Here is an 18420-nt window from a genome sequence, read left to right on the forward strand (position 1 = left end):
AGCGGAAATGATGCAGAGTTGCTCAACAAGGGCCGCCTTGACGATAAAAATAGTCAAAAATCCTCACTCATCGCGAATGGATGATCCAATTATTCTGATTGAAGCAACAATTGGGTGAACCTCCTCCGGTAAGCTGCCGAATCAGAAAGGACGTGTCTGATGCGACACAACATCGCATCCCGACGCGTCCGAGGGGAGCGGCGCCGGCTCAGGCCGGCGCCGATTGCGGCGGAGCGTAACAACCTGTTAAAAAGACACCACGACGTGCGCCGACGTAGCATCATGTCGGCCCCGGCCGGGCGGGACGGGTGCGCGACCTGCGCCGCCGCCGCTGCCGCTTTCAACGCGCGACTCCCGCTGATCATGAAAATTGCCATCCTCGACGACTACCAGGACGCCGTCCGCAAGCTGAACTGCTTCGAGATGCTCGCCGAGCACGACGTGAAGGTCTTCAACAACACGGTACGCGGCCTGGGGCAACTCGCGAGCCGCCTGGCGGAAGTCGAGGCGCTCGTGCTGATTCGCGAGCGCACGCCGATTTCGTCGCAACTGCTCGCCAAGCTGCCGAACCTGCGCATGATCAGCCAGACCGGCCGCATCTCGAGCCACATCGACCTCGAAGCGTGTACCGACCGCGGCATCGCGGTGCTCGAAGGCACGGGTTCGCCGGTCGCGCCCGCCGAGCTGACCTGGGCGCTCGTGATGGCCGCCCAGCGCCGCATTCCGCAATACGTCGCGAACCTGAAGCAGGGGGCGTGGCAGCAGTCGGGCCTGAAGACGTCGGCGCTGCCGCCGAACTTCGGCCTCGGCCAGGTGCTGCGCGGCCAGACGCTCGGCATCTGGGGCTACGGCAAGATCGGCCGGCTGGTGGCCGGCTACGGCAAGGCGTTCGGGATGAACGTGCTGATCTGGGGCCGCGAGCATTCGCTCGAGGCCGCGCGCGCCGACGGCTACACGGCCGCCGAGAGCCGCGAAGCGCTGTTCGAGCAGAGCGACGTGCTGTCGCTGCACCTGCGCATGCACGACGACACGCGCGGGATCGTCAAGCAGGAAGACCTGATGCGGATGAAGCCGACGTCGCTGCTCGTCAACACGAGCCGTGCCGAGCTGCTCGAGGAGAACGCGCTCGTCAACGCGCTGTCGCACAACCGTCCGGGGATGGTCGCGATCGACGTGTTCGAGAGCGAGCCGATCCTGCAGGGCTACAGCCTGCTGCGAATGGAAAACGTGATCTGCACGCCGCACATCGGCTACGTCGAGCGCGAAAGCTACGAACTCTATTTCAGCGCGGCGTTCAAGAACATCCTCGCGTTCGACCAGGGCGATATGTCGAGCGTCGTCAATCCGGAAGCGCTGACGCCGCGCCGCGTGCGCTGACGGACTCCGACCGGTGCTGACCGGCACGGGCCGCGCTCGCCGCGCGGCTCTGCTGCCGGGCTTCCCGCCTTCCCCGCCTTCAGGCGGCCACGCGGCCGCCCGTCATCGCGTCGACGCGCGTGAGGAAATGCTCGCCGTCGCGCCGTCCGAGGTCGTACGCATGCCGCATCTGCGACGGACTCGTGTAATCCCAGCTCGAAATCGGCACCTTGCTCGACGGCTGCACATACAGCCGCCGCTGGTCGCCGTGCGCGACCGTGAACATCTGCGGGCGCGGATACAGCCGCGTGACGAGCACCAGCACGTCGCCCGGCGACGCGTCGAGCGCGTCGACCGGCACGTTGTCGACCATCCCGCCGTCGAGCACCGGCCGGCCGCCGCGGCGCAGCACCGGCGTGAACGGCGGCGTGCACGACGACTGCAGGATCAGGTCGGCGAGTTCCTCGACACTCGCGCACGCCTGCGCGCGCACGAACTCGGGCCGGAAACCGAGCGTGCGCCCGAGCGTCGGGTGCAGCGTCTTGCGCAGGTACTTTTCGATGTTGTATGCGACGAGGCCCGCGGCGACCGCGCTGCGCGCGCCGAGCCAGCGCGGCACGTGCGACACGCCGATGCGGATCTCCGGCGCGTCGGCGAGCCGCGCGAACGGCTCGCCGTAGATGTCGAGCAGCGCCTGACGGTAGATCCGGTAATGCGGAAACACCGGCTCGCGGCCGAACAGGTTGCCCCAGTACGCGTTCTTGCGGTTGTGGCGCAGCGCTTCCTCGTAATAGCGCATCACCCACGCGGCGTCGCGTGTATACAGCATGCAGGCGGTCGCCGCGCCGGCCGAGATCCCCGCGATCACGCGCGGGCGCAGGCCCAGCGCCGGCTGCGCGACGTCCCAGAAGCCGGCCTGCCACCAGCAGCGATTGCCGCCGCCCGCGAAGACGATCTGGTCGAACATGGCGCCGCTCAGCTGACGAGCGCGTAGGTCGACGTCGCGTGAACGGCCATCTTGCCGTCCTCGTCGAACAGCTCGACTTCGCCGAATACCAGGTTGCGGCCCATCCGCAGCACGCGCGCGGTGACGAGCACGTCGCCCTTGCGCACCGGACGCATGAAGTTCGTGTTCAGCGAGACGGTGGTCATCGGCCGGAACTCGCCGAGCGCGGCCGAGATCGCGACCACCATCGCGGTGTCGGCGGCGGCCGTGAACACCTGGCCGCAGATGACGCCGCCCGAATGACGGAATTCGCCGGAAAACGGCAGGCGCATCGTGACGCTGTCGTCGCCGATCGATACGGGAACCAGACCGAGCGAGCGGACCCACGGGGCCAGCAGGCGATCCAGCAATTCGCGGACTGCGTTTTCGTCCATCTTCGAATGTCCAGAAAACGTTGCGCGACCGCCGCGCAACGGGTGTGGACGTCATCATACCGGGAGCGCGCCAACTGCGATGGCTCATTACCGCGGCGACGGCGGCCGTCGCCGCCACGAAATATTTTGAGGAAATTCGCAGAAAGGGCTTGCCAAGTCCGAAATACACGGGCATAATCTTTCTTCTGTTGGGGGCGTTAGCTCAGTTGGTAGAGCAGCGGACTCTTAATCCGTAGGTCGAGTGTTCGAGTCACTCACGCCCCACCAGGAATTCCAAAGGCCGGTCAGCGCAAGCTGACCGGCCTTTTTCCATTTCCGGCGCCGCCCGGCCTCGGCCCCTCCTCGCGACAGGCAATCACATTGATGCCTCGCCCAGGTACTTTCCGCTAGAATCGTCCGACAAAATATCACACGACCGGGACGGCGATCGCCGTATCGCCGCCGGCACTGAGAGAGCATGGGACGTCAGACATGGAATCATGTGAACGAGACGCGACCATTCAGAGGGCATGGTCACGCCGACAACGGCACGCACATCGTGTCGCACCCTTGCCCCGATCGCATCCGGGTCCGTCGCGTGACACGCACTACGGATCCGGCCATGCCGCGTAAGGACGCGCTCGTCGCACTCGCGCTCGGCGTTGCGCTGCTCGTGGTCGCAGCCATGCTCGCCGTCACCGCGAGCCATGCGGCCGGCGACCTGATCCGTACGCCGGGCACGGTCGTACGCATCGTGCAGGACAGCGACGCGATGCGTGCATACCGCCCGATCGTCGCCTATTTGGCGAACGACGGCCGCCGCCGCGAAGTCGCCGGCAATACCGCATCGGTGGTCCCGGCGTACGACATCGGCGAAAGCGTGGACGTCCTGGTCGATCCGGCCCACCCGAACCGTCCCGCACTGATCGACGATTTCACGCAACGCTGGTTGCCCGTCGCGGTGCCGGCGCTGCTTGCAGTCGCATCGCTGGCGATCGGTAGCCTGCTGTACGTGAACGCGCGCCGCGGCCGGCAGGCCGACGCGCTGTCTGCGCCAGCCGCCCGCAAAGCGGTCCGGCGCCGCTGGAACATCGCGATCGTGCTGATTCCGATCGCGATCGGCACCGGCTTCCTGGCCGGCGCCGGCGCCGCCGGGCTGCGCCAGTGGCAGATCGCCCGCCATTACGCGCACTCGACCGGCCATGTCGTCGAGATCGCGGAAACCGCCCAGTCGTCCCGCACGCGCACGTCGCTCTATTCGGCGACCATCGCGTTCACGACCGACAGCGGCCGCCCCGTCACGTTCGCGCAAGGCTCGACCTCGTCGCGCCCCGGGCTGTACGAAGGCGAGGTGGTCGACGTGCTGTACGACCCCGTCACGCCCGAGCGCGCGGTCATCGACCGGTTCTGGGACCGGTGGGGGCTCACGGCCATCCTGTTCGCGATCGGCGCGCCGTTCCTCGTCGCCGGACTGTTCGTCGTCGGGGCGCTGTGGCCCGAGCCTCGGCCGCACGAACTCGCCGAATGACGAACGCGGAAAAACCGGGCCGCCAACGTCGCGACCACGGCTTCACCGCTCCCTGAACGCCTCCACCTTCGCTCGGTTGCCGCACGTGCGCATGTCGCACCAGCGGCGTCCGACGCCGCGGCCGCGATCGACGAAGAACCACGTACAGCGGCCGCACTGGCGCACGCGCGCGAAATCATCGCCGCGCAGCAGATGCTCGAACCCGAGCGCGGCCGCGTCGATCCAGCGCGACGCGGCGCGCGCATCGGGCCGCCACGCGAAGCGGCCGTCGACCGCGTCGAATCTGCTGCGCCCGATCGCATCGCGAATCGCCTCGGCGAGCCGGTCCGCCGCTCGCGCGCCGGCACTGCCGCCTTCGCCGGCGGTCAGGTGCGCGAGCGCCGCATACGCATCCTCGCGAAAACCGTGCAGCGCGACGAGTTCGTCCGCGCCGTCCTGCCGGGGATGACGCAGAAACCGCGTCAGGTCGGCCTCCGCCAGCAACCCCGACTTCCCGGCCCAGGCACGCACGGCCGGCCAGTCGACGAGTTTGTCCTCATCGCGCGTCTTGCCCGTGTCGGCCACCGTGTTCAGGAAATCGAGCGCCGGATGGCCGCCGACGAAATCGGCCGCACGCCATGTATGCGCCGCTCGCGCAGGCTCGTGTCGAGTAACCATTTATTTTCACCTATCGGTTTCACATCCGAGTGAACAGGCGTAACCTGTTAACAACCAAAACAGGTTAGCACGGAGGCGCCGATGCTCGAGCTCGCCAATCGCTACAATTTTGAAGGTCACCGGATCGCATGGGGCACGCTCGGCGAAGGGCCGCCGCTCGTGCTCGTGCACGGGACGCCGTTCTCGTCGCAGGTGTGGCGCCGCATCGCGCCGTGGCTCGCACGGCGTCATCGCGTGTTCTTCTACGACCTGCTCGGCTACGGCCAGTCGGACATGCCCGACACGGACGTCTCGCTCGGCCGGCAGAACGTGCTGTTCGGCGCGCTGCTCGACGAATGGAAACTTTCACGCCCGCGCGTACTCGCGCACGACTACGGCGGCGCAACCGTGCTGCGCGCGCATTTCCTCGACAGCATCGCGTATTCGGACCTGACACTCGTGAACCCCGTCGCGATCGCGCCGCAAGGCTCGCCGTTCGTGCGTCATGTCGCGCAGCACGAAGCCGCGTTCACCGGGCTGCCGGCGTATGCGCATCACGCACTCGTGTCGGCCTACATCGGCAATGCGGTCGCACGGCCGTTGAGCGACGACGTGCTGTCGATCTACCGCTCGCCGTGGCTCACGCCGGCCGGCCAGCCGGCGTTCTATCGGCAGATCGCGCAGATGCGCCAGCGCTATATCGAGGAAGCCGAGGCCCGTTATGCGCCGCCGGACTTTCCGGTGCGCATCGTGTGGGGCGAGGACGACGCGTGGATTCCGCGCGAACAGGGGCAGGCGCTCGCCGATCGCATCGCGGGCGGCACGCTGATCCGCGTGCCGCGCGCGGGGCACCTGGTCCAGGAGGATGCGCCCGAGGCGATCGTCGCCGCGGTGCTCGACGCACACGGACAGGAATGATCGCCCACGCAGCCGCGTGGCGTGGCCAATCAGAAGGCCGGCACGCCCTGCGCGAGCGTCGCGACGAACTTCGCGGTGCGCGGATCTCGCGGCCGCCCGAACAGCTCGCGCGACGCGCCGGCCTCGACCACGCGGCCATCCGCGAGAAACACCGCATCGTGCGCGACCGACGCAGCCAGGCGCAGGTCGTGCGTGGCCATCAGCATCGTCGTGCCTTCCCGCGCGAGCTGGCGCAGCACTTCGACGACTTCGACGGACAATTCGGGATCGAGCGCGGACGTCGGCTCGTCGCACAGCAGCACCTGCGGCGACGGCGCGAGCGCGCGTGCGATGGCCACGCGCTGCTGCTGGCCGCCCGACAACGTCGCGGGCCATGCGTCGGCCTTGTCGGCGATACCGACCTTGTCCAGCAACGCGAGCGCCCGTTCGCGCGCCTGCTCGCGCGGCCAGCGCTGCACGGTCACGAGCCCTTCCATCACGTTCTGCACGACGCTCAGGTGCGGAAACAACTGGAAGTTCTGGAACACCATGCCGGTCTGACGGCGCACCGCGAACACGTGATCGCGCGACGGGCGGCGCCCCGCCGCGAAGTCGATGCGGGCGTCGCCGACCGTGAGCGCGCCCGCCTCCGGCACTTCGAGCAGGTTCACGCAGCGCAGCAGCGTGCTCTTGCCGCTGCCGGACGGCCCGATCAACGCGGTCACGCTGCCGGGCTGCAATGCGAGGTCGATGCCGGTCAGCACGCGCTGCGCGCCGAACGACTTGTCGATGCGTTCGAGACGGATCATCGCAACTCCGCGTGGAACAGCGCATGGCGCCCGAAGCGCAGCTCGAGCCGACGCTGCAGCGACGAGAGCACCGAGCTGAACAGCAGATAGATCAGCGCGGCTTCGGTATAGAGGATCAGCGGCTCGTAGGTGACGGCCGCGATGCGCTGCGCGGCCTGGAAGATCTCGGGCACCGTCAGCACGGCCGCGAGCGACGTGTCCTTTACCAGCGAGATGAACGAATTCGACAGCGCGGGCAGCGCGACGCGCGCGGCCTGCGGCAGGATCGCGCGGCGCAGCGCCTGCGCGCGCGTCATCGCCATCGAGTACGCGGCTTCCCACTGCCCTTTCGGGATCGATTCGATCACGCCGCGGATCACCTCGGCGTTGTACGCGCCGACGTTCAGCGAGAAGCCGATCACGGCGGCGGTCAGCGGATCGAGCACGATGCCGACGTTCGGCAGTCCGTAGAAGATCACGAACAGCTGCACGAGCAGCGGCGAGCCGCGAAACAGCCAGATGTAGAAACGCACGCCGGCCTGCGCCCAGCGCGGCCCGAACAGGCGCGCGAGCGCCGCGCCGAACGCGAGCAGCAGCCCGATCGCGAACGACGCGAGCGTGAGCGGAACCGTGAACACGAGCCCCGCCACCAGCAGGGGCCGCAGCGATTCCGCCATCAAGTGCAGCCAGGGCGGCATCGGTCAGCCTCGCGTCACGGCTGCGACACGTCGCGGCCGAAGTACTTCTGCGAGATCTTCGCGTAGGTGCCATCGGCCTTGAGGTCCGCGAGCGCCTTGTCGATCGCCGCCACCAGCGCGGGACTGCCCTTGCGCAGCAGCACGCCCGATGCATCGCCGGCGCCGCTCGTGTCGGTCGCCGCGATCTTCAGTTTCGCGTCGGGCTTGTGCTTGCGGAAATCGAGGTACGACAGCGAATCGTTGATCGTCGCGTCGACGCGTCCCGCGCTCAGCAGGTCGATCGATTCGTTGAAGCCCTGCACGGGCACCACGTCCGCGCCGTGCGCGGCCGCGAGCTTGCCGAAATTGCTGGTCAGCGTGTTCGCCGATTTCTTGCCCTTCAGGTCGTCGAACGAGCGGATCGACGTGTTGTCCGCACGCACGATCAGCACCGCGCGGGACGTGATGTACGGCGTCGAGAAATCGTATTTAGCCTTGCGCGCATCGGTGATCGACACTTCGTTGACGACCGCGTCGTAGCGGTTCACGTCGAGGCCCGCGATCAGCCCGTCCCACTTGCCTTCGACGAACTCCGCCTTCACGCCGAGCCGTTGCGCGATCGCGCTCGCGATGTCGACGTCGAAGCCGGTCAGCTTGCCCGACGCATCGTGATACGTGAACGGCGCGTACGTGCCTTCGGTGCCGACCCGGAACACACCGGCCGACTTGATCTGCGCGAGATCGTCGGCCGCCAGCGCGCTCGTGACGGCAGTGGCCTGCAGCAATGCGACGACCAGGATGGAGCGAAGGAATTTCATGGTGCGGACCCCGAACGATAGAAGGGAGTGGACCCGCCGGCCCGAACGGCCGCGCGAGAGGTCCGCGAATTCTACCGACGCGCCGATATCCGGCAAAAACGCAAATCCGCTAACGATATGAGCGCGTCGAATAACGCGCCGGCGAGCCGCGCCCATTCCGCAGACGAAATCCCACGCGATGCAGCGCGGCGATCGTCTGACGAATCGTTACCTGCGGTTACAGAAGCGACACTGCGGTATCACCCATTGGGCATGCGCTACGTACCATGAAGGCAGGTAAAACGATTGCTCGCGGGCCTGGTCCCCGCGGACGGAGTGAACGGCAAATGAGACGCATCCTGTTGTCCAGTGCCGTCGGCATCGCGGCCGCCTGCCTGTCGGCAAGTGCGTTCGCGCGTGCCGACGTCGGCGTGTATTTCGGCGTGCCGGGGCCCGTGATCGAGGCGCCGCCGCCTGTCTACTACGCGCCGCCGCCGCCCGTCGTGTACGAGCCGGCGCCGGTCTATTACGGCCCGTACTATGGCGAATACCGTTACCGCTACTACCGGCACGACAACGGCTGGCATCGCGGCTGGCGTCATCACCATCACGACGACGATTGACCGTCGCCTGGCGGCTGTCGCGGCCGCCTCCCGTCATGGGGAAATTGCGCGCGCCGGCCTTCGAGCCGGCGCGTGTGCATCACACACCGCTTACCACGGCAGCGAGTAGGTCTTCGTGTTCGTGAAGCTCTTCATCGCCTCCTGCACGCCTTCCTTGTAGCCGAGGCCCGAATCCTTCACGCCGCCGAACGGCGTCAGCTCGAGCCGGTAGCCCGGCACCTCGCGCACGTTCACGCTGCCGACTTCCAGCTCCGTGATGAAGCGCGTGATGCTGTCGAAGCGGTTCGTGCAGACCGACGACGACAACGCATAGTCGGTGCTGTTCGACATCCGGATCGCCTCGTCGATGTCACGAAAACGCATGATCGGCGACACGGGCCCGAATGTCTCGTACTTCACGAGCGGCATGTCGGGCGTCACGCGATCGACGACCGTCGGCGAATACAGCGCGCCGTCGCGCACGTTGCCGACCAGAAGCCGCGCACCGCGCGCAATCGCGTCGTTCACCTGCTGCTCGCAGAACTTCGCGGCCGCTTCGTCGATCACGGTGCCCATGTCGACCGACGGATCGGCCGGGTTCCCGTAGGCCCACGCGCGGGTTTTCTCGACGACCAGCTCGGTGAAGCGATCGGCCACCGCCTCGTGCACGAGCATCCGCTTGATCGCGGTGCAGCGCTGCCCCGAGTTCTTGTACGAACCCGACACCGCCAGTGTGCTCGCTTCGTCGAGATCGGCGTCCTCCATCACGATGATCGGATCGTTGCCGCCGAGTTCCAGCACCGCGCGCCGGTAGCCCATCCGCGACGCGATCGACTTGCCGATCGACACGCCGCCGGTGAACGTGATCAGGTCGATCGCCGGATTCGTGATCAGCTCGTCGGCGATCTCCTTCGGGTCGCCGGTGATCACCTGCAGCATCTGCGGCGGCAGGCCGGCTTCATACAGGATGTCCGCGAACAGGTAGCACGACAGCGGCACCTTCTCCGACGGCTTCACGACGATCCGGTTGTTGGTCGCGACCGACGGCACGACCTTGTGCGCGACCTGGTTCATCGGATGGTTGAACGGCGTGATCGCGGAAATCACGCCGAGCAGCGGTTCGCGCTGCGTGTACACGCGGCGCTTCTTGCCGTGCGGCGTCAGATCGCACGAGAAGATCTGTCCGTCGTCCTTCAGCACTTCGCCCGCGCCGAACGTGAGCACGTCGGCCACGCGCCCGGCTTCATACGTCGAATCCTTGATGCACAAGCCGGCCTCGGCCGTGATCAGCGCCGCGATCCCGGCGGTGCGCGCACGCACGATGTCGGCCGCGCGGCGCAGGATCGCCGCGCGTTCGTGGCGCGTGAGCGATGGCCGGTACGCACGCGCGACCGCGAATGCGCGCCGCACGTCGTCGAGCGTCGCCTTCGGCACGGTGCCGACGAGCGAGCCGTCGTACGGGTTGCGCACTTCGATTACCGCATCGCGCTGAATCCTTTCACCATCGATTCGCAGTGCTTCACGATGAACCGTGCGAACCTCCGTCGATGCTGCAATGGCGTTCATGAGTGTCTCCTGGCGGATGCGTCCGCGTCACTGCAGATGGTTGAGCGCGATGTCGATGATGTCGAAGTTGCGCAGCCGCGCGCGGCCCGCGACGTCGGTCGCGACCGGCTTGCTGAAGATCAGCGGCACGATCTGCTCGGAGATCCCGCCGTGCGAGCGCAGCGGCACGTCGAGGCCCGACAGGTCGTGCTTGATGCGGCGCGTGCCGAGCACGACGTCCTGCTTCGAGATCACGATCAGGTCGCCCATCCGCTCGGGCGGCAGCTCGAAGCGCGCGCAGCCTTCGGCGCCCGTCAGCACGACCTCGATGCCGTCCACCGCGGCGAGCCGCGCGCGCAGCGCGTCGGGATCGGCGTCGTCCGGCACGTAGACGGTCGCGAACGAGCCGAGCGCGCCGTGGTGCACGACGTACGGATCGGTGATCGGCAGGATCACGCGCGCCGCGTCGTGGCCGAGCCAGTCGTCGAACAGCTCCTGCAGATAGATCACGTTCGGCTCGCCGGTCTCGCCGTCGTGCTTCGCGTTCATCCCGTGGTCGGCCGTGATCGCGACGATCGCGCCGAGTTCGTCGAGCCGCTTCAGGTACGCGTCCATCATCTGGTAGAACGCGTTCGCGCCGTCGGTGCCGGGCGCGCACTTGTGCTGCACGTAGTCGGTCGTCGACAGGTACATCAGGTCGATCGGGCGCGTCTCGAGCAGGCGCACGCCGGCCGCGAACACGAACTCCGACAGGTCCGCGCTGTACACGCTCGGCACCGGCTTGCCGACCAGCTCGAGCACGTTGTCGATGCCGTTTTCCTCGAGGCTCGCCTCGTCGGCCTTCTCCGACGAGAAGCAGATGCCCTTGAGCCCCTTGCCGAGCAGGCGGCGCAGCTTGTCCTTCGCGGTGACGACCGCGACGCGCGCGCCCTGTTCCGCGAAGGTCGCGAGCACGGTGGGCGCGACCAGGTACTTCGGATCGTTCATCAGCACCTCGGCGCCGGTGTCGCGATCGTAGAAGTAGTTGCCGCTTATCCCGTGGATCGCCGGCGGCACGCCGGTAACAATCGACAGGTTGTTCGGGTTCGTGAAGCTCGGCACCACGCACTCGCCCTTGAGCGCCGTGCCCGGCTTCAGCAGCGTGCGCAGGAACGGCGCGACGCCGGCCTCGGCCGCCATCTCGAGATACTCGTAGGCGCAGCCGTCGACGCAGACCACCACCACGGGGCGGCGCATCCAGTTGTAGCGGCGGCCGTTCACTTCCACGGATACAGGCGTTTCAGTCATGACGTTCAGTCCTTTCGGTTCGAAGGGGTTGAGCTGTCGGCGCCCGCGCCGCGCCGAGGAGGTGTTTTCCATGCTTGACATTAAAATTGATGATTTGTAGATTGTCAACAACATGCAGAGAACAGAAAGCAAAAGACGGAAACACGAGGCAGTACGAAGAGGGCTGGTCTCCACTCATCCGCCGCATCCCGCGGCGCCACGGTCAAGGGGTCTGAAGATGAACGAAGTGCCGGTACAGAAGCGTTTCAATGCATGGGCGACGGGCGCGGCGCGCGTCGCGCTGGCCGCCGCGGTCGCGCTCGGCGCCGCGCAGGCGGCGCATGCGAAGACGTCGCTGCTCGTCTACACCGCGCTGGAGGACGAGGCGATGAAGCCCTACAAGGACGCCTTCGAGAAAGCGAACCCCGACATCGAGATCCGCTGGGTGCGCGACTCGACCGGCTCGGTCACCGCGAAGCTGCTCGCGGAGAAGAACAACCCGCGCGCGGACGTCATCCTCGGCCTCGCCGCATCGAGCCTCACGCTGCTCGACCTGCAGGGGATGCTGATGCCGTATGCGCCGAAGGGCTTCGACCAGCTCACGCGCAAGTACAGCGACGCGAACACGCCGCCGCACTGGGTCGGCATGGACGTGTGGGGCGCGACGATCTGCTACAACCGCGTCGCCGCGCAGGCGAAGAACATCCCGAAGCCGACGTCGTGGGAAGACCTGACGAAGCCGGTCTACAAAGGCGCGATCGTGATGCCGAGCCCGGTGTCGTCGGGCACCGGCTATCTCGACGTCACCGCTTGGCTGCAGACCTTCGGCGACGATCGCGGCTGGAAATTCATGGACGCACTCGACAAGAACGTCGCGCAGTACGTGCATTCGGGCTCGAAGCCGTGCACGCTCGCCGGCACCGGCGAATTCCCGATCGGCATCTCGTTCGAGTTCCGCGGTCATGAACTGCAGGCGCAGGGCGCGCCGATCGATCTCGTGTTCCCGAAGGAAGGGCTCGGCTGGGACATGGAAGGCACCGCGATCATGAAGACGACCAGGCAGCCCGACGCCGCGAAGAAGCTCGCGGACTTCATGGCGAGCAAGGACGCGAACGAGATCACCGCGCGCTGGTGGGCGATCGTCGCGTACCCGGGCGTCGCGCGCAAGCTGGCCGGCATCCCCGACAACTACGCGGACCTGCTCGTGAAGAACGACTTCGTGTGGTCGGCGAAGAACCGTCAGTCGATCCTCGATACCTGGCAGAAGCGCTACGGGGCGAAAGCGCAGCAATGACGCGGCGATAACGCCGCACCAGGCAGCGGGGCCGCGACACGCGCCGCCCCGCCTCCCTTCCGATCGTCGTATCCGGCCCGCATTCGGGCCGCCCGCAGCGTGGAGGCGTGCATGGCACCCTATCTGAGCGTAGAACGCATCGAAAAGCGGTACAACGACACACAGGTCCTCACCGACATCAACCTGAGCGTGATGAAGGGCGAGATGATCTGCTTCCTGGGGCCGTCCGGCTGCGGGAAAACCACGCTGCTGCGGATCATCGCGGGGCTCGAGGCGCAAAGCGCCGGCCACATCATGCAGGACGGCCGCGACATCTCGCGGCTGCCGCCGCAACTGCGCGACTACGGGATCGTGTTCCAGTCGTACGCGCTGTTTCCGAACCTCACCGTCTTCGACAACGTCGCGTACGGGCTCGTGAACCGCCGGATGAAGCGCGACGCGATCCACGAGCGCGTGCATACGCTGCTCGCGCTGGTCGGCCTGCCCGACAGCCATCGCAAGCATCCCGGCCAGCTGTCCGGCGGCCAGCAGCAGCGCATCGCACTCGCGCGCGCGCTCGCGACGTCGCCCGGCCTGCTGCTGCTCGACGAGCCGCTGTCGGCGCTCGATGCGCGCGTGCGCGTGCGGCTGCGCCAGGAGATCCGCGCGCTGCAGCAGCGGCTCGGCGTGACGACGATCATGGTCACGCACGACCAGGAGGAGGCGCTGTCGATGGCCGACCGCATCGTCGTGATGAATCACGGCGTGATCGAGCAGATCGGCACGCCGCTCGAAATCTACCGCCAGCCCGCGTCGCCGTTCGTCGCGGACTTCATCGGCCGCGTCAACACGATCCCCGCCGAAGTCGCGCAGGACGGCACGCTGCGTGCGGGCGGCGTCGGCTTCGACTGCCGGCATGGCGCGAACCGGCCGGCCCAGGGCGCGGCCGTGTCGGTTTACGTGCGGCCCGAGGATCTGCGCATCCGCATTCCGGGCGAGACGGCCGACAACGTGCTGGCCGGCCGCGTCGAGAAGCTCGAGTTCCTCGGCGCGTTCTGTCGCGTGAGCTTCCGGATCGACGGGCTCGACGGCCAGGAAATCGTCGCCGACCTGTCGTATCACGACGTCGACCGCACCGGCGTGCAGGCCGGCGCGCGCATCGACCTCGCGCTCGATCGCGAGCATGTCCGCGTGTTCCCGAGCGCGAAGGAGCGACTGCAATGAGCGCCGTCCTCACCGAACGCCGCCGCGGCACGGCCGCCTCCGCCGACGTGCGGCAGCTCACGCACTGGCACGACCGCCTCGCACAGCTCGCGCTCGTCGCGATGGCCGCGCTGATGTCGCTGTTCCTGCTGCTGCCGCTCGCGCTCGTCGTGCAGAAATGCTTCGTCGATACGGACGGCCGCTTCGTCGGCGCACACAACTTCGTCGAGTATCTCGAGGACAGCGGCGTGCTGCGCTCGATGCTTCATTCGCTGACGGTCGGCGCGCTCGTCACGATGATCGTCGTGCCGATGGCGTTCACGTTCGCGTATGCGCTGACACGCTCGTGCATGCCGCTGAAGAACGCAGCACGCACGATCGCGCTACTGCCGCTGCTCGCGCCGACGCTGCTGTCCGCCGTGTCGTTCATCTACTGGTTCGGCAACGCGGGGCTGCTCAAGCCGCTGCTGCACGGCCACTCGATCTACGGACTGCCGGGGATCGTGCTGAGCATGGTGTACGCATCGTTTCCGCACGTGCTGATGATCCTCGTCACCGCGCTGTCGCTCGCGGACGGCCGGCTCTACGAAGCCGCCGACGCGATGGGCACGAGCCGCGTGCGCAAGTTCTTCACGATCACGCTGCCGGGCGCGAAGTACGGGCTGATCAGCGCGACGATGGTGGCCTTCACGATGTGCATCAACGACTTCGGCGTGCCGGTCGTGATCGGCGGCTCGTACAACGTGCTGTCGACCGACATCTACAAGCTGATCATCGGGCTGCAGGACTTCAACCGCAGCGCGGTCGTGAGCCTGATGCTGCTGTGCCCGGCGCTGGTCGCGTTCGGTGTCGACTTCTTCATCCGCCGCCGCCAGCAGTCGCAGCTCGGCGCGCGCTCGACGCCGTACCAGCCGAAGCCGTCACGCGGCTTCGACGCCGCGATGCTCGCGTACTGCGCATTGGTGTGCGCGTTCTTCATCGCGGTGGTCGGCATCTCGGTGTTCGCGTCGTTCGTGAAGTTCTGGCCGTACCAGATGAGCGTCGGGCTGCAGCACTACGAGATGGGACTGATCGGCGCCGGCATCTTCGACGCGTACAAGAACAGCTTGCGGATGGCCGCGACCGTCGCGCTCGGCGGCACGATCGTCGTGTTCGGCGGCGCCTACCTGATCGAGAAGACCCGCGGCGCACGCTGGCTGCGCGGCTTCATCAGCCTGTGCGCGATCCTGCCGATGGGCGTGCCGGGCCTCGTGCTCGGCATCAGCTACATCTTCCTGTTCAACGCACCGGGCAATCCGCTCAACGGGCTGTACGGGTCGCTGTGGCTGCTCGCGATCGTCACGGTCGTCCACTACTACGCGTCGAGCCACCTGACCGCCGTCACCGCGCTGCGGCAGATCGACAGCGAGTTCGAGGCCGTGTCCGCGTCGCTGAAGGTGCCGTTCTACAGGACCTTCCTGCGCGTGACCGTGCCCGTGTGCCTGCCCGCGATCCTGCTGATCGCGCGCTACCTGTTCGTCAACGGGATGACGACGGTCTCCGCCGTCGCGTTCCTGTACTCGCCGGACACGCAGCCCGCCTCCGTCGCGATCCTGAACCTCGACGACGCGGGCCAGATGGGCCCGGCCGCCGCGATGGCGACGCTCGTACTCGCGACCTCGTCGTTCGCGTGCGTGCTGTTCGCCTGCATCTCGCACCGCCTGTTGCGCCGCACGCAGGCCTGGCGCACCCCGCATCGCCGCTGATCCGTTCGCCGCATTCACGTGACGTCCCGACTTCACCAAGGAGACACCATGACGCTCGCCACCCAGCCCATCCTGCTCACCCCCGGCCCCCTGACGACCTCGGAGCGCACGCGCGACGCGATGCTGCGCGACTGGGGTTCGTGGGACAGCGACTTCAACGCGATCACCGCGCGGCTGCGCGAACGGCTGCTGCAGATCGTGCACGGCGAAGGCACGCACGAATGCGTGCCGCTGCAGGGTAGCGGCACGTTCTCGGTCGAGGCGGCGATCGGCACGCTCGTGCCGCGCGACGGCCACGTGCTGGTGCCGAACAACGGCGCGTACTGCCAGCGCCTCGCGAAGATCTGCCGCGTGCTCGGCCGCAAGCTCACGACGATCGACTACAGCGAGGACCGCCGCGTCGATCCGGCCGACGTCGAGCGCGCGCTCGCCGGCGATCCGACCATCACGCACGTCGCGCTCGTGCACTGCGAAACCGGCGCCGGCGTGCTGAACCCGCTGCACGAAGTCGCGCAGGTCGTCGCGAAACACGGCCGCGGGCTGATCGTCGACGCGATGAGCTCGTTCGGCGCGATCGACATCGATGCGCGCACGACGCCGTTCGACGCGGTGATCGCCGCGTCCGGCAAGTGTCTCGAAGGCGTGCCGGGGCTCGGCTTCGTGATCGCGAAGCGCACCGCGCTCGAACGCTGCGAAGGCAACAGCCATTCGCTCGCGATGGACCTGTACGACCAGTGGGTCTACATGCAGCGCACGACGCAATGGCGCTTCACGCCGCCCACGCACGTGGTTGCGGCGCTCGATGCGGCCGTCGCGCAATACGTCGACGAAGGCGGGCTCGCCGCACGAGGTGGCCGCTACCAGCGCAACACGCGCGCGCTGATCGACGGAATGCGCGCGCTCGGGTTCCGGCCGTTCCTCGATTCCGCGATCCAGGCGCCGATCATCGTCACGTTCCATGCGCCAGACGATCCGAACTACGACTTCAAGCGGTTTTATCAGGAGGTCAAAAAGCGCGGCTACATTCTGTATCCGGGCAAGCTGACCGAGGTCGACACGTTCCGCGTCGGCTGCATCGGCCACTTCGGCGAGGCCGGCATTCCGGGCGCGGTCGCCGCGATCGCCGACACGCTGAAGGCGATGGGCGTGCGGCGCGTGTCGGCCGAAGCGGCGGCCTGACGCGAGGCATCCGCCGTACCGCGGCGCGCGGCCGGTCGCCGTGCGTTGCGGTGCGACGGGTTCGCTTTCGTTTTGCGTTTTACCGCCGTGTGCGGCACGGCAATTCTCTCGACCCTTACCGGCACGACATCCGATGCGACCCTTCTGGATCGAACAAGCACTGTTCAACGACGGCGATCTCGCCCCCGCGCTGCAGGGCGCGATAGAGGCCGACGTCTGCATCGTCGGCGGCGGCTTCACGGGACTCTGGACCGCGATCCAGGCGAAGCAGCAGAACCCGGCGCTCGACATCGCGATGCTCGAGGCCGACCTGTGCGGCGCCGGCGCGAGCGGGCGCAACGGCGGGTGCCTGCTCACGTGGTCAGCCAAATTCCTGACGCTGCGGCGCCTGTTCGGCGAAGCGGAGGCGATCCGGCTCGTGAAGGCGTCGGAGGCGGCCGTCCAGCACATCGCCGACTTCTGTCGCACGCATCGCATCGATGCCGAACTGCGGCTCGACGGCACGCTGTACACCGCGACGTCGCGCGCGCAGGTCGGCACGCTCGCGCCGGTGCTCGACGCGCTCGCCGCGTGCGGTATCCACAGCTACGAGCCGCTGCCGGCCGCCGAGGTCGCGCGCCGCTCGGGCTCCGCGCGCAATCTCGACGGCGTGTACTCGCCGATCGCCGCGACCGTGCATCCGGGCAAGCTCGTGCGCGGGCTGCGCCGCGTCGCGCTCGAGATGGGGATCCGGATCTACGAGCGCACGCCGCTCGTCGACTTCACGCCAGGGCAGCCGGCCGTCGTTCGGACGCCGTCCGGCAGCGTGCGCGCCGGCAAGCTGGTGTTCGCGATCAACGCGTGGATGGCGAGCCGCTTCCCGCAGTTCGAGCGCACGATCGCGGTCGTGTCGAGCGACATGGTCATCACCGAGAAATGCCCGGAACTGCTGGAACGGACCGGGCTCGTCGACGGCGTGTCGGTGCTCGATTCGCGGATCTTCGTGTACTACTACCGCACGACCGCCGACGGCCGGCTGATGCTCGGCAAGGGCGGCAACACGTTCTCGTGGCGCAGCCGCATCGCGCCGGTGTTCGACCGGCGCTCGCCGTACGAGGCGCAGCTCACGCAGAGCCTGCGCGAATTCTTTCCGTCGCTCGCGGGCGTGCCGGTCACCGCGAGCTGGAACGGCCCGTCGGATCGCTCGGTGACGGGCTTCCCGTTCTTCGGTCGCCTCGATGGCGCGCCGAACGTGTTCTACGGCTTCGGCTATTCAGGCAACGGCGTCGGGCCGACCTACATGGGCGGGCAGATCCTGTCGTCGCTGGTGCTCGGGCTCGACAACGCGTGGACGCGCAGCCCGATCGTGCGCGGCCCGCTCGGCCATTTCCCGCCGGAGCCGATCCGCTATGTGGGCGCGCACGTGGTGCGCAATGCGATTCGTCGCAAGGAGCGTGCGGAGGATGAGAGCCGGAGGCCGGCGATGGTCGATACGTGGCTCGCGAAGTTCGCGAGCGCGGCGGGGAAGGCGGACAAGGCGTGATGGCGGGCGCCATGCAATAAAGGGGCCTACACACAGGTGCGCTGCGA

17 protein-coding genes and 1 tRNA gene are annotated in these 18420 nt (G+C 67.5%); 10 read left to right on the forward strand and 8 right to left on the reverse strand.

All coding sequences use genetic code 11. The features are described 5' to 3' along the window. The first annotated feature begins 363 nt into the window (after positions 1-363). On the forward strand, positions 364-1377 hold the full coding sequence (locus tag DIE16_RS11720; protein ID WP_044847344.1) for a D-2-hydroxyacid dehydrogenase family protein: 1014 nt from the start codon (positions 364-366) through the stop codon (positions 1375-1377). 79 nt (positions 1378-1456) lie between these two features. Here DIE16_RS11720 and DIE16_RS11725 read toward each other — a convergent pair whose 3' ends face one another. Further along, complete coding sequence (locus tag DIE16_RS11725) at positions 1457-2323, reverse strand: patatin-like phospholipase family protein (RefSeq protein WP_124892316.1); 867 nt, start codon at positions 2321-2323, stop codon at positions 1457-1459. An 8-nt stretch (positions 2324-2331) separates the two neighbouring features. Beyond that, positions 2332-2736 (reverse strand): PaaI family thioesterase, encoded by a 405-nt coding sequence (locus DIE16_RS11730; RefSeq protein ID WP_044847342.1) that lies wholly within the window; start codon positions 2734-2736, stop codon positions 2332-2334. Between the two features lie 191 nt (positions 2737-2927). On the opposite strand from DIE16_RS11730, the gene DIE16_RS11735 reads away from it, so the two are divergent. Together DIE16_RS11735 and DIE16_RS11740 are read left to right on the forward strand one after the other, a co-directional pair. Then, a tRNA-Lys gene (locus tag DIE16_RS11735) sits at positions 2928-3003 on the forward strand. Between the two features lie 190 nt (positions 3004-3193). Then, complete coding sequence (locus tag DIE16_RS11740) at positions 3194-4243, forward strand: DUF3592 domain-containing protein (RefSeq protein WP_124892317.1); 1050 nt, start codon at positions 3194-3196, stop codon at positions 4241-4243. A gap of 42 nt (positions 4244-4285) precedes the next feature. Here DIE16_RS11740 and DIE16_RS11745 read toward each other — a convergent pair whose 3' ends face one another. Continuing rightward, a complete protein-coding gene (locus DIE16_RS11745; protein ID WP_124520564.1) occupies positions 4286-4900 on the reverse strand; it encodes a CGNR zinc finger domain-containing protein in 615 nt (204 codons plus the stop codon). A gap of 81 nt (positions 4901-4981) precedes the next feature. Between DIE16_RS11745 and DIE16_RS11750 the strand changes: the two genes are divergently transcribed. Next, entirely contained in the window at positions 4982-5797 is an 816-nt protein-coding gene (locus DIE16_RS11750; RefSeq protein WP_124892318.1) for an alpha/beta fold hydrolase, read from the forward strand. 29 nt (positions 5798-5826) lie between these two features. Here DIE16_RS11750 and DIE16_RS11755 read toward each other — a convergent pair whose 3' ends face one another. From DIE16_RS11755 to DIE16_RS11765, 3 genes are read right to left on the reverse strand one after another with little or no spacing between them, the layout of a single operon-like run. Then, positions 5827-6585: an amino acid ABC transporter ATP-binding protein gene (locus DIE16_RS11755; RefSeq protein ID WP_124486713.1), complete on the reverse strand. Its 759-nt coding sequence runs from the start codon at positions 6583-6585 to the stop codon at positions 5827-5829. Then, on the reverse strand, positions 6582-7262 hold the full coding sequence (locus DIE16_RS11760) for an amino acid ABC transporter permease (RefSeq protein ID WP_059534893.1): 681 nt from the start codon (positions 7260-7262) through the stop codon (positions 6582-6584). The genes DIE16_RS11755 and DIE16_RS11760 overlap by 4 nt, the downstream gene beginning before the upstream one ends. Positions 7263-7276: 14 nt before the next feature. Then, positions 7277-8059, reverse strand: coding sequence for an amino acid ABC transporter substrate-binding protein (locus DIE16_RS11765; protein WP_124486714.1), 783 nt, complete (start codon positions 8057-8059; stop codon positions 7277-7279). Between the two features lie 326 nt (positions 8060-8385). Here DIE16_RS11765 and DIE16_RS11770 point away from each other — a divergent pair, with 326 nt between their 5' ends. Beyond that, a complete protein-coding gene (locus DIE16_RS11770) occupies positions 8386-8661 on the forward strand; it encodes a hypothetical protein (RefSeq protein WP_124486715.1) in 276 nt (91 codons plus the stop codon). 90 nt (positions 8662-8751) lie between these two features. Here DIE16_RS11770 and phnY read toward each other — a convergent pair whose 3' ends face one another. Both phnY and phnA read right to left on the reverse strand, forming a co-directional pair. Beyond that, positions 8752-10206 carry a phosphonoacetaldehyde dehydrogenase gene (gene phnY / locus DIE16_RS11775; RefSeq protein ID WP_124486716.1) on the reverse strand — a complete coding sequence of 485 codons (1455 nt, stop codon included), beginning with the start codon at positions 10204-10206 and terminating at the stop codon, positions 8752-8754. 27 nt (positions 10207-10233) lie between these two features. Further along, on the reverse strand, positions 10234-11472 hold the full coding sequence (gene phnA, locus DIE16_RS11780) for a phosphonoacetate hydrolase (RefSeq protein ID WP_124520568.1): 1239 nt from the start codon (positions 11470-11472) through the stop codon (positions 10234-10236). A gap of 217 nt (positions 11473-11689) precedes the next feature. Here phnA and DIE16_RS11785 point away from each other — a divergent pair, with 217 nt between their 5' ends. From DIE16_RS11785 to DIE16_RS11805, 5 genes are all read left to right on the forward strand, one after another. After that, positions 11690-12745: a putative 2-aminoethylphosphonate ABC transporter substrate-binding protein gene (locus DIE16_RS11785; RefSeq protein ID WP_124486718.1), complete on the forward strand. Its 1056-nt coding sequence runs from the start codon at positions 11690-11692 to the stop codon at positions 12743-12745. A gap of 111 nt (positions 12746-12856) precedes the next feature. Then, complete coding sequence (locus tag DIE16_RS11790; RefSeq protein WP_124486719.1) at positions 12857-13948, forward strand: putative 2-aminoethylphosphonate ABC transporter ATP-binding protein; 1092 nt, start codon at positions 12857-12859, stop codon at positions 13946-13948. Further along, positions 13945-15672, forward strand: a complete 1728-nt coding sequence (locus DIE16_RS11795; RefSeq protein ID WP_124892319.1) for a putative 2-aminoethylphosphonate ABC transporter permease subunit — start codon at positions 13945-13947, stop codon at positions 15670-15672. Before DIE16_RS11790 ends, DIE16_RS11795 begins: the two co-directional genes overlap by 4 nt. Positions 15673-15720: 48 nt before the next feature. Next, a complete protein-coding gene (locus tag DIE16_RS11800; protein WP_124486721.1) occupies positions 15721-16851 on the forward strand; it encodes a 2-aminoethylphosphonate--pyruvate transaminase in 1131 nt (376 codons plus the stop codon). A 133-nt stretch (positions 16852-16984) separates the two neighbouring features. Beyond that, positions 16985-18373, forward strand: a complete 1389-nt coding sequence (locus tag DIE16_RS11805; RefSeq protein ID WP_124892320.1) for an FAD-dependent oxidoreductase — start codon at positions 16985-16987, stop codon at positions 18371-18373. The last annotated feature ends 47 nt before the right edge of the window (positions 18374-18420 follow it).

This window comes from Burkholderia sp. Bp9090 (genome assembly GCF_003857985.1).
GTDB lineage: Bacteria > Pseudomonadota > Gammaproteobacteria > Burkholderiales > Burkholderiaceae > Burkholderia.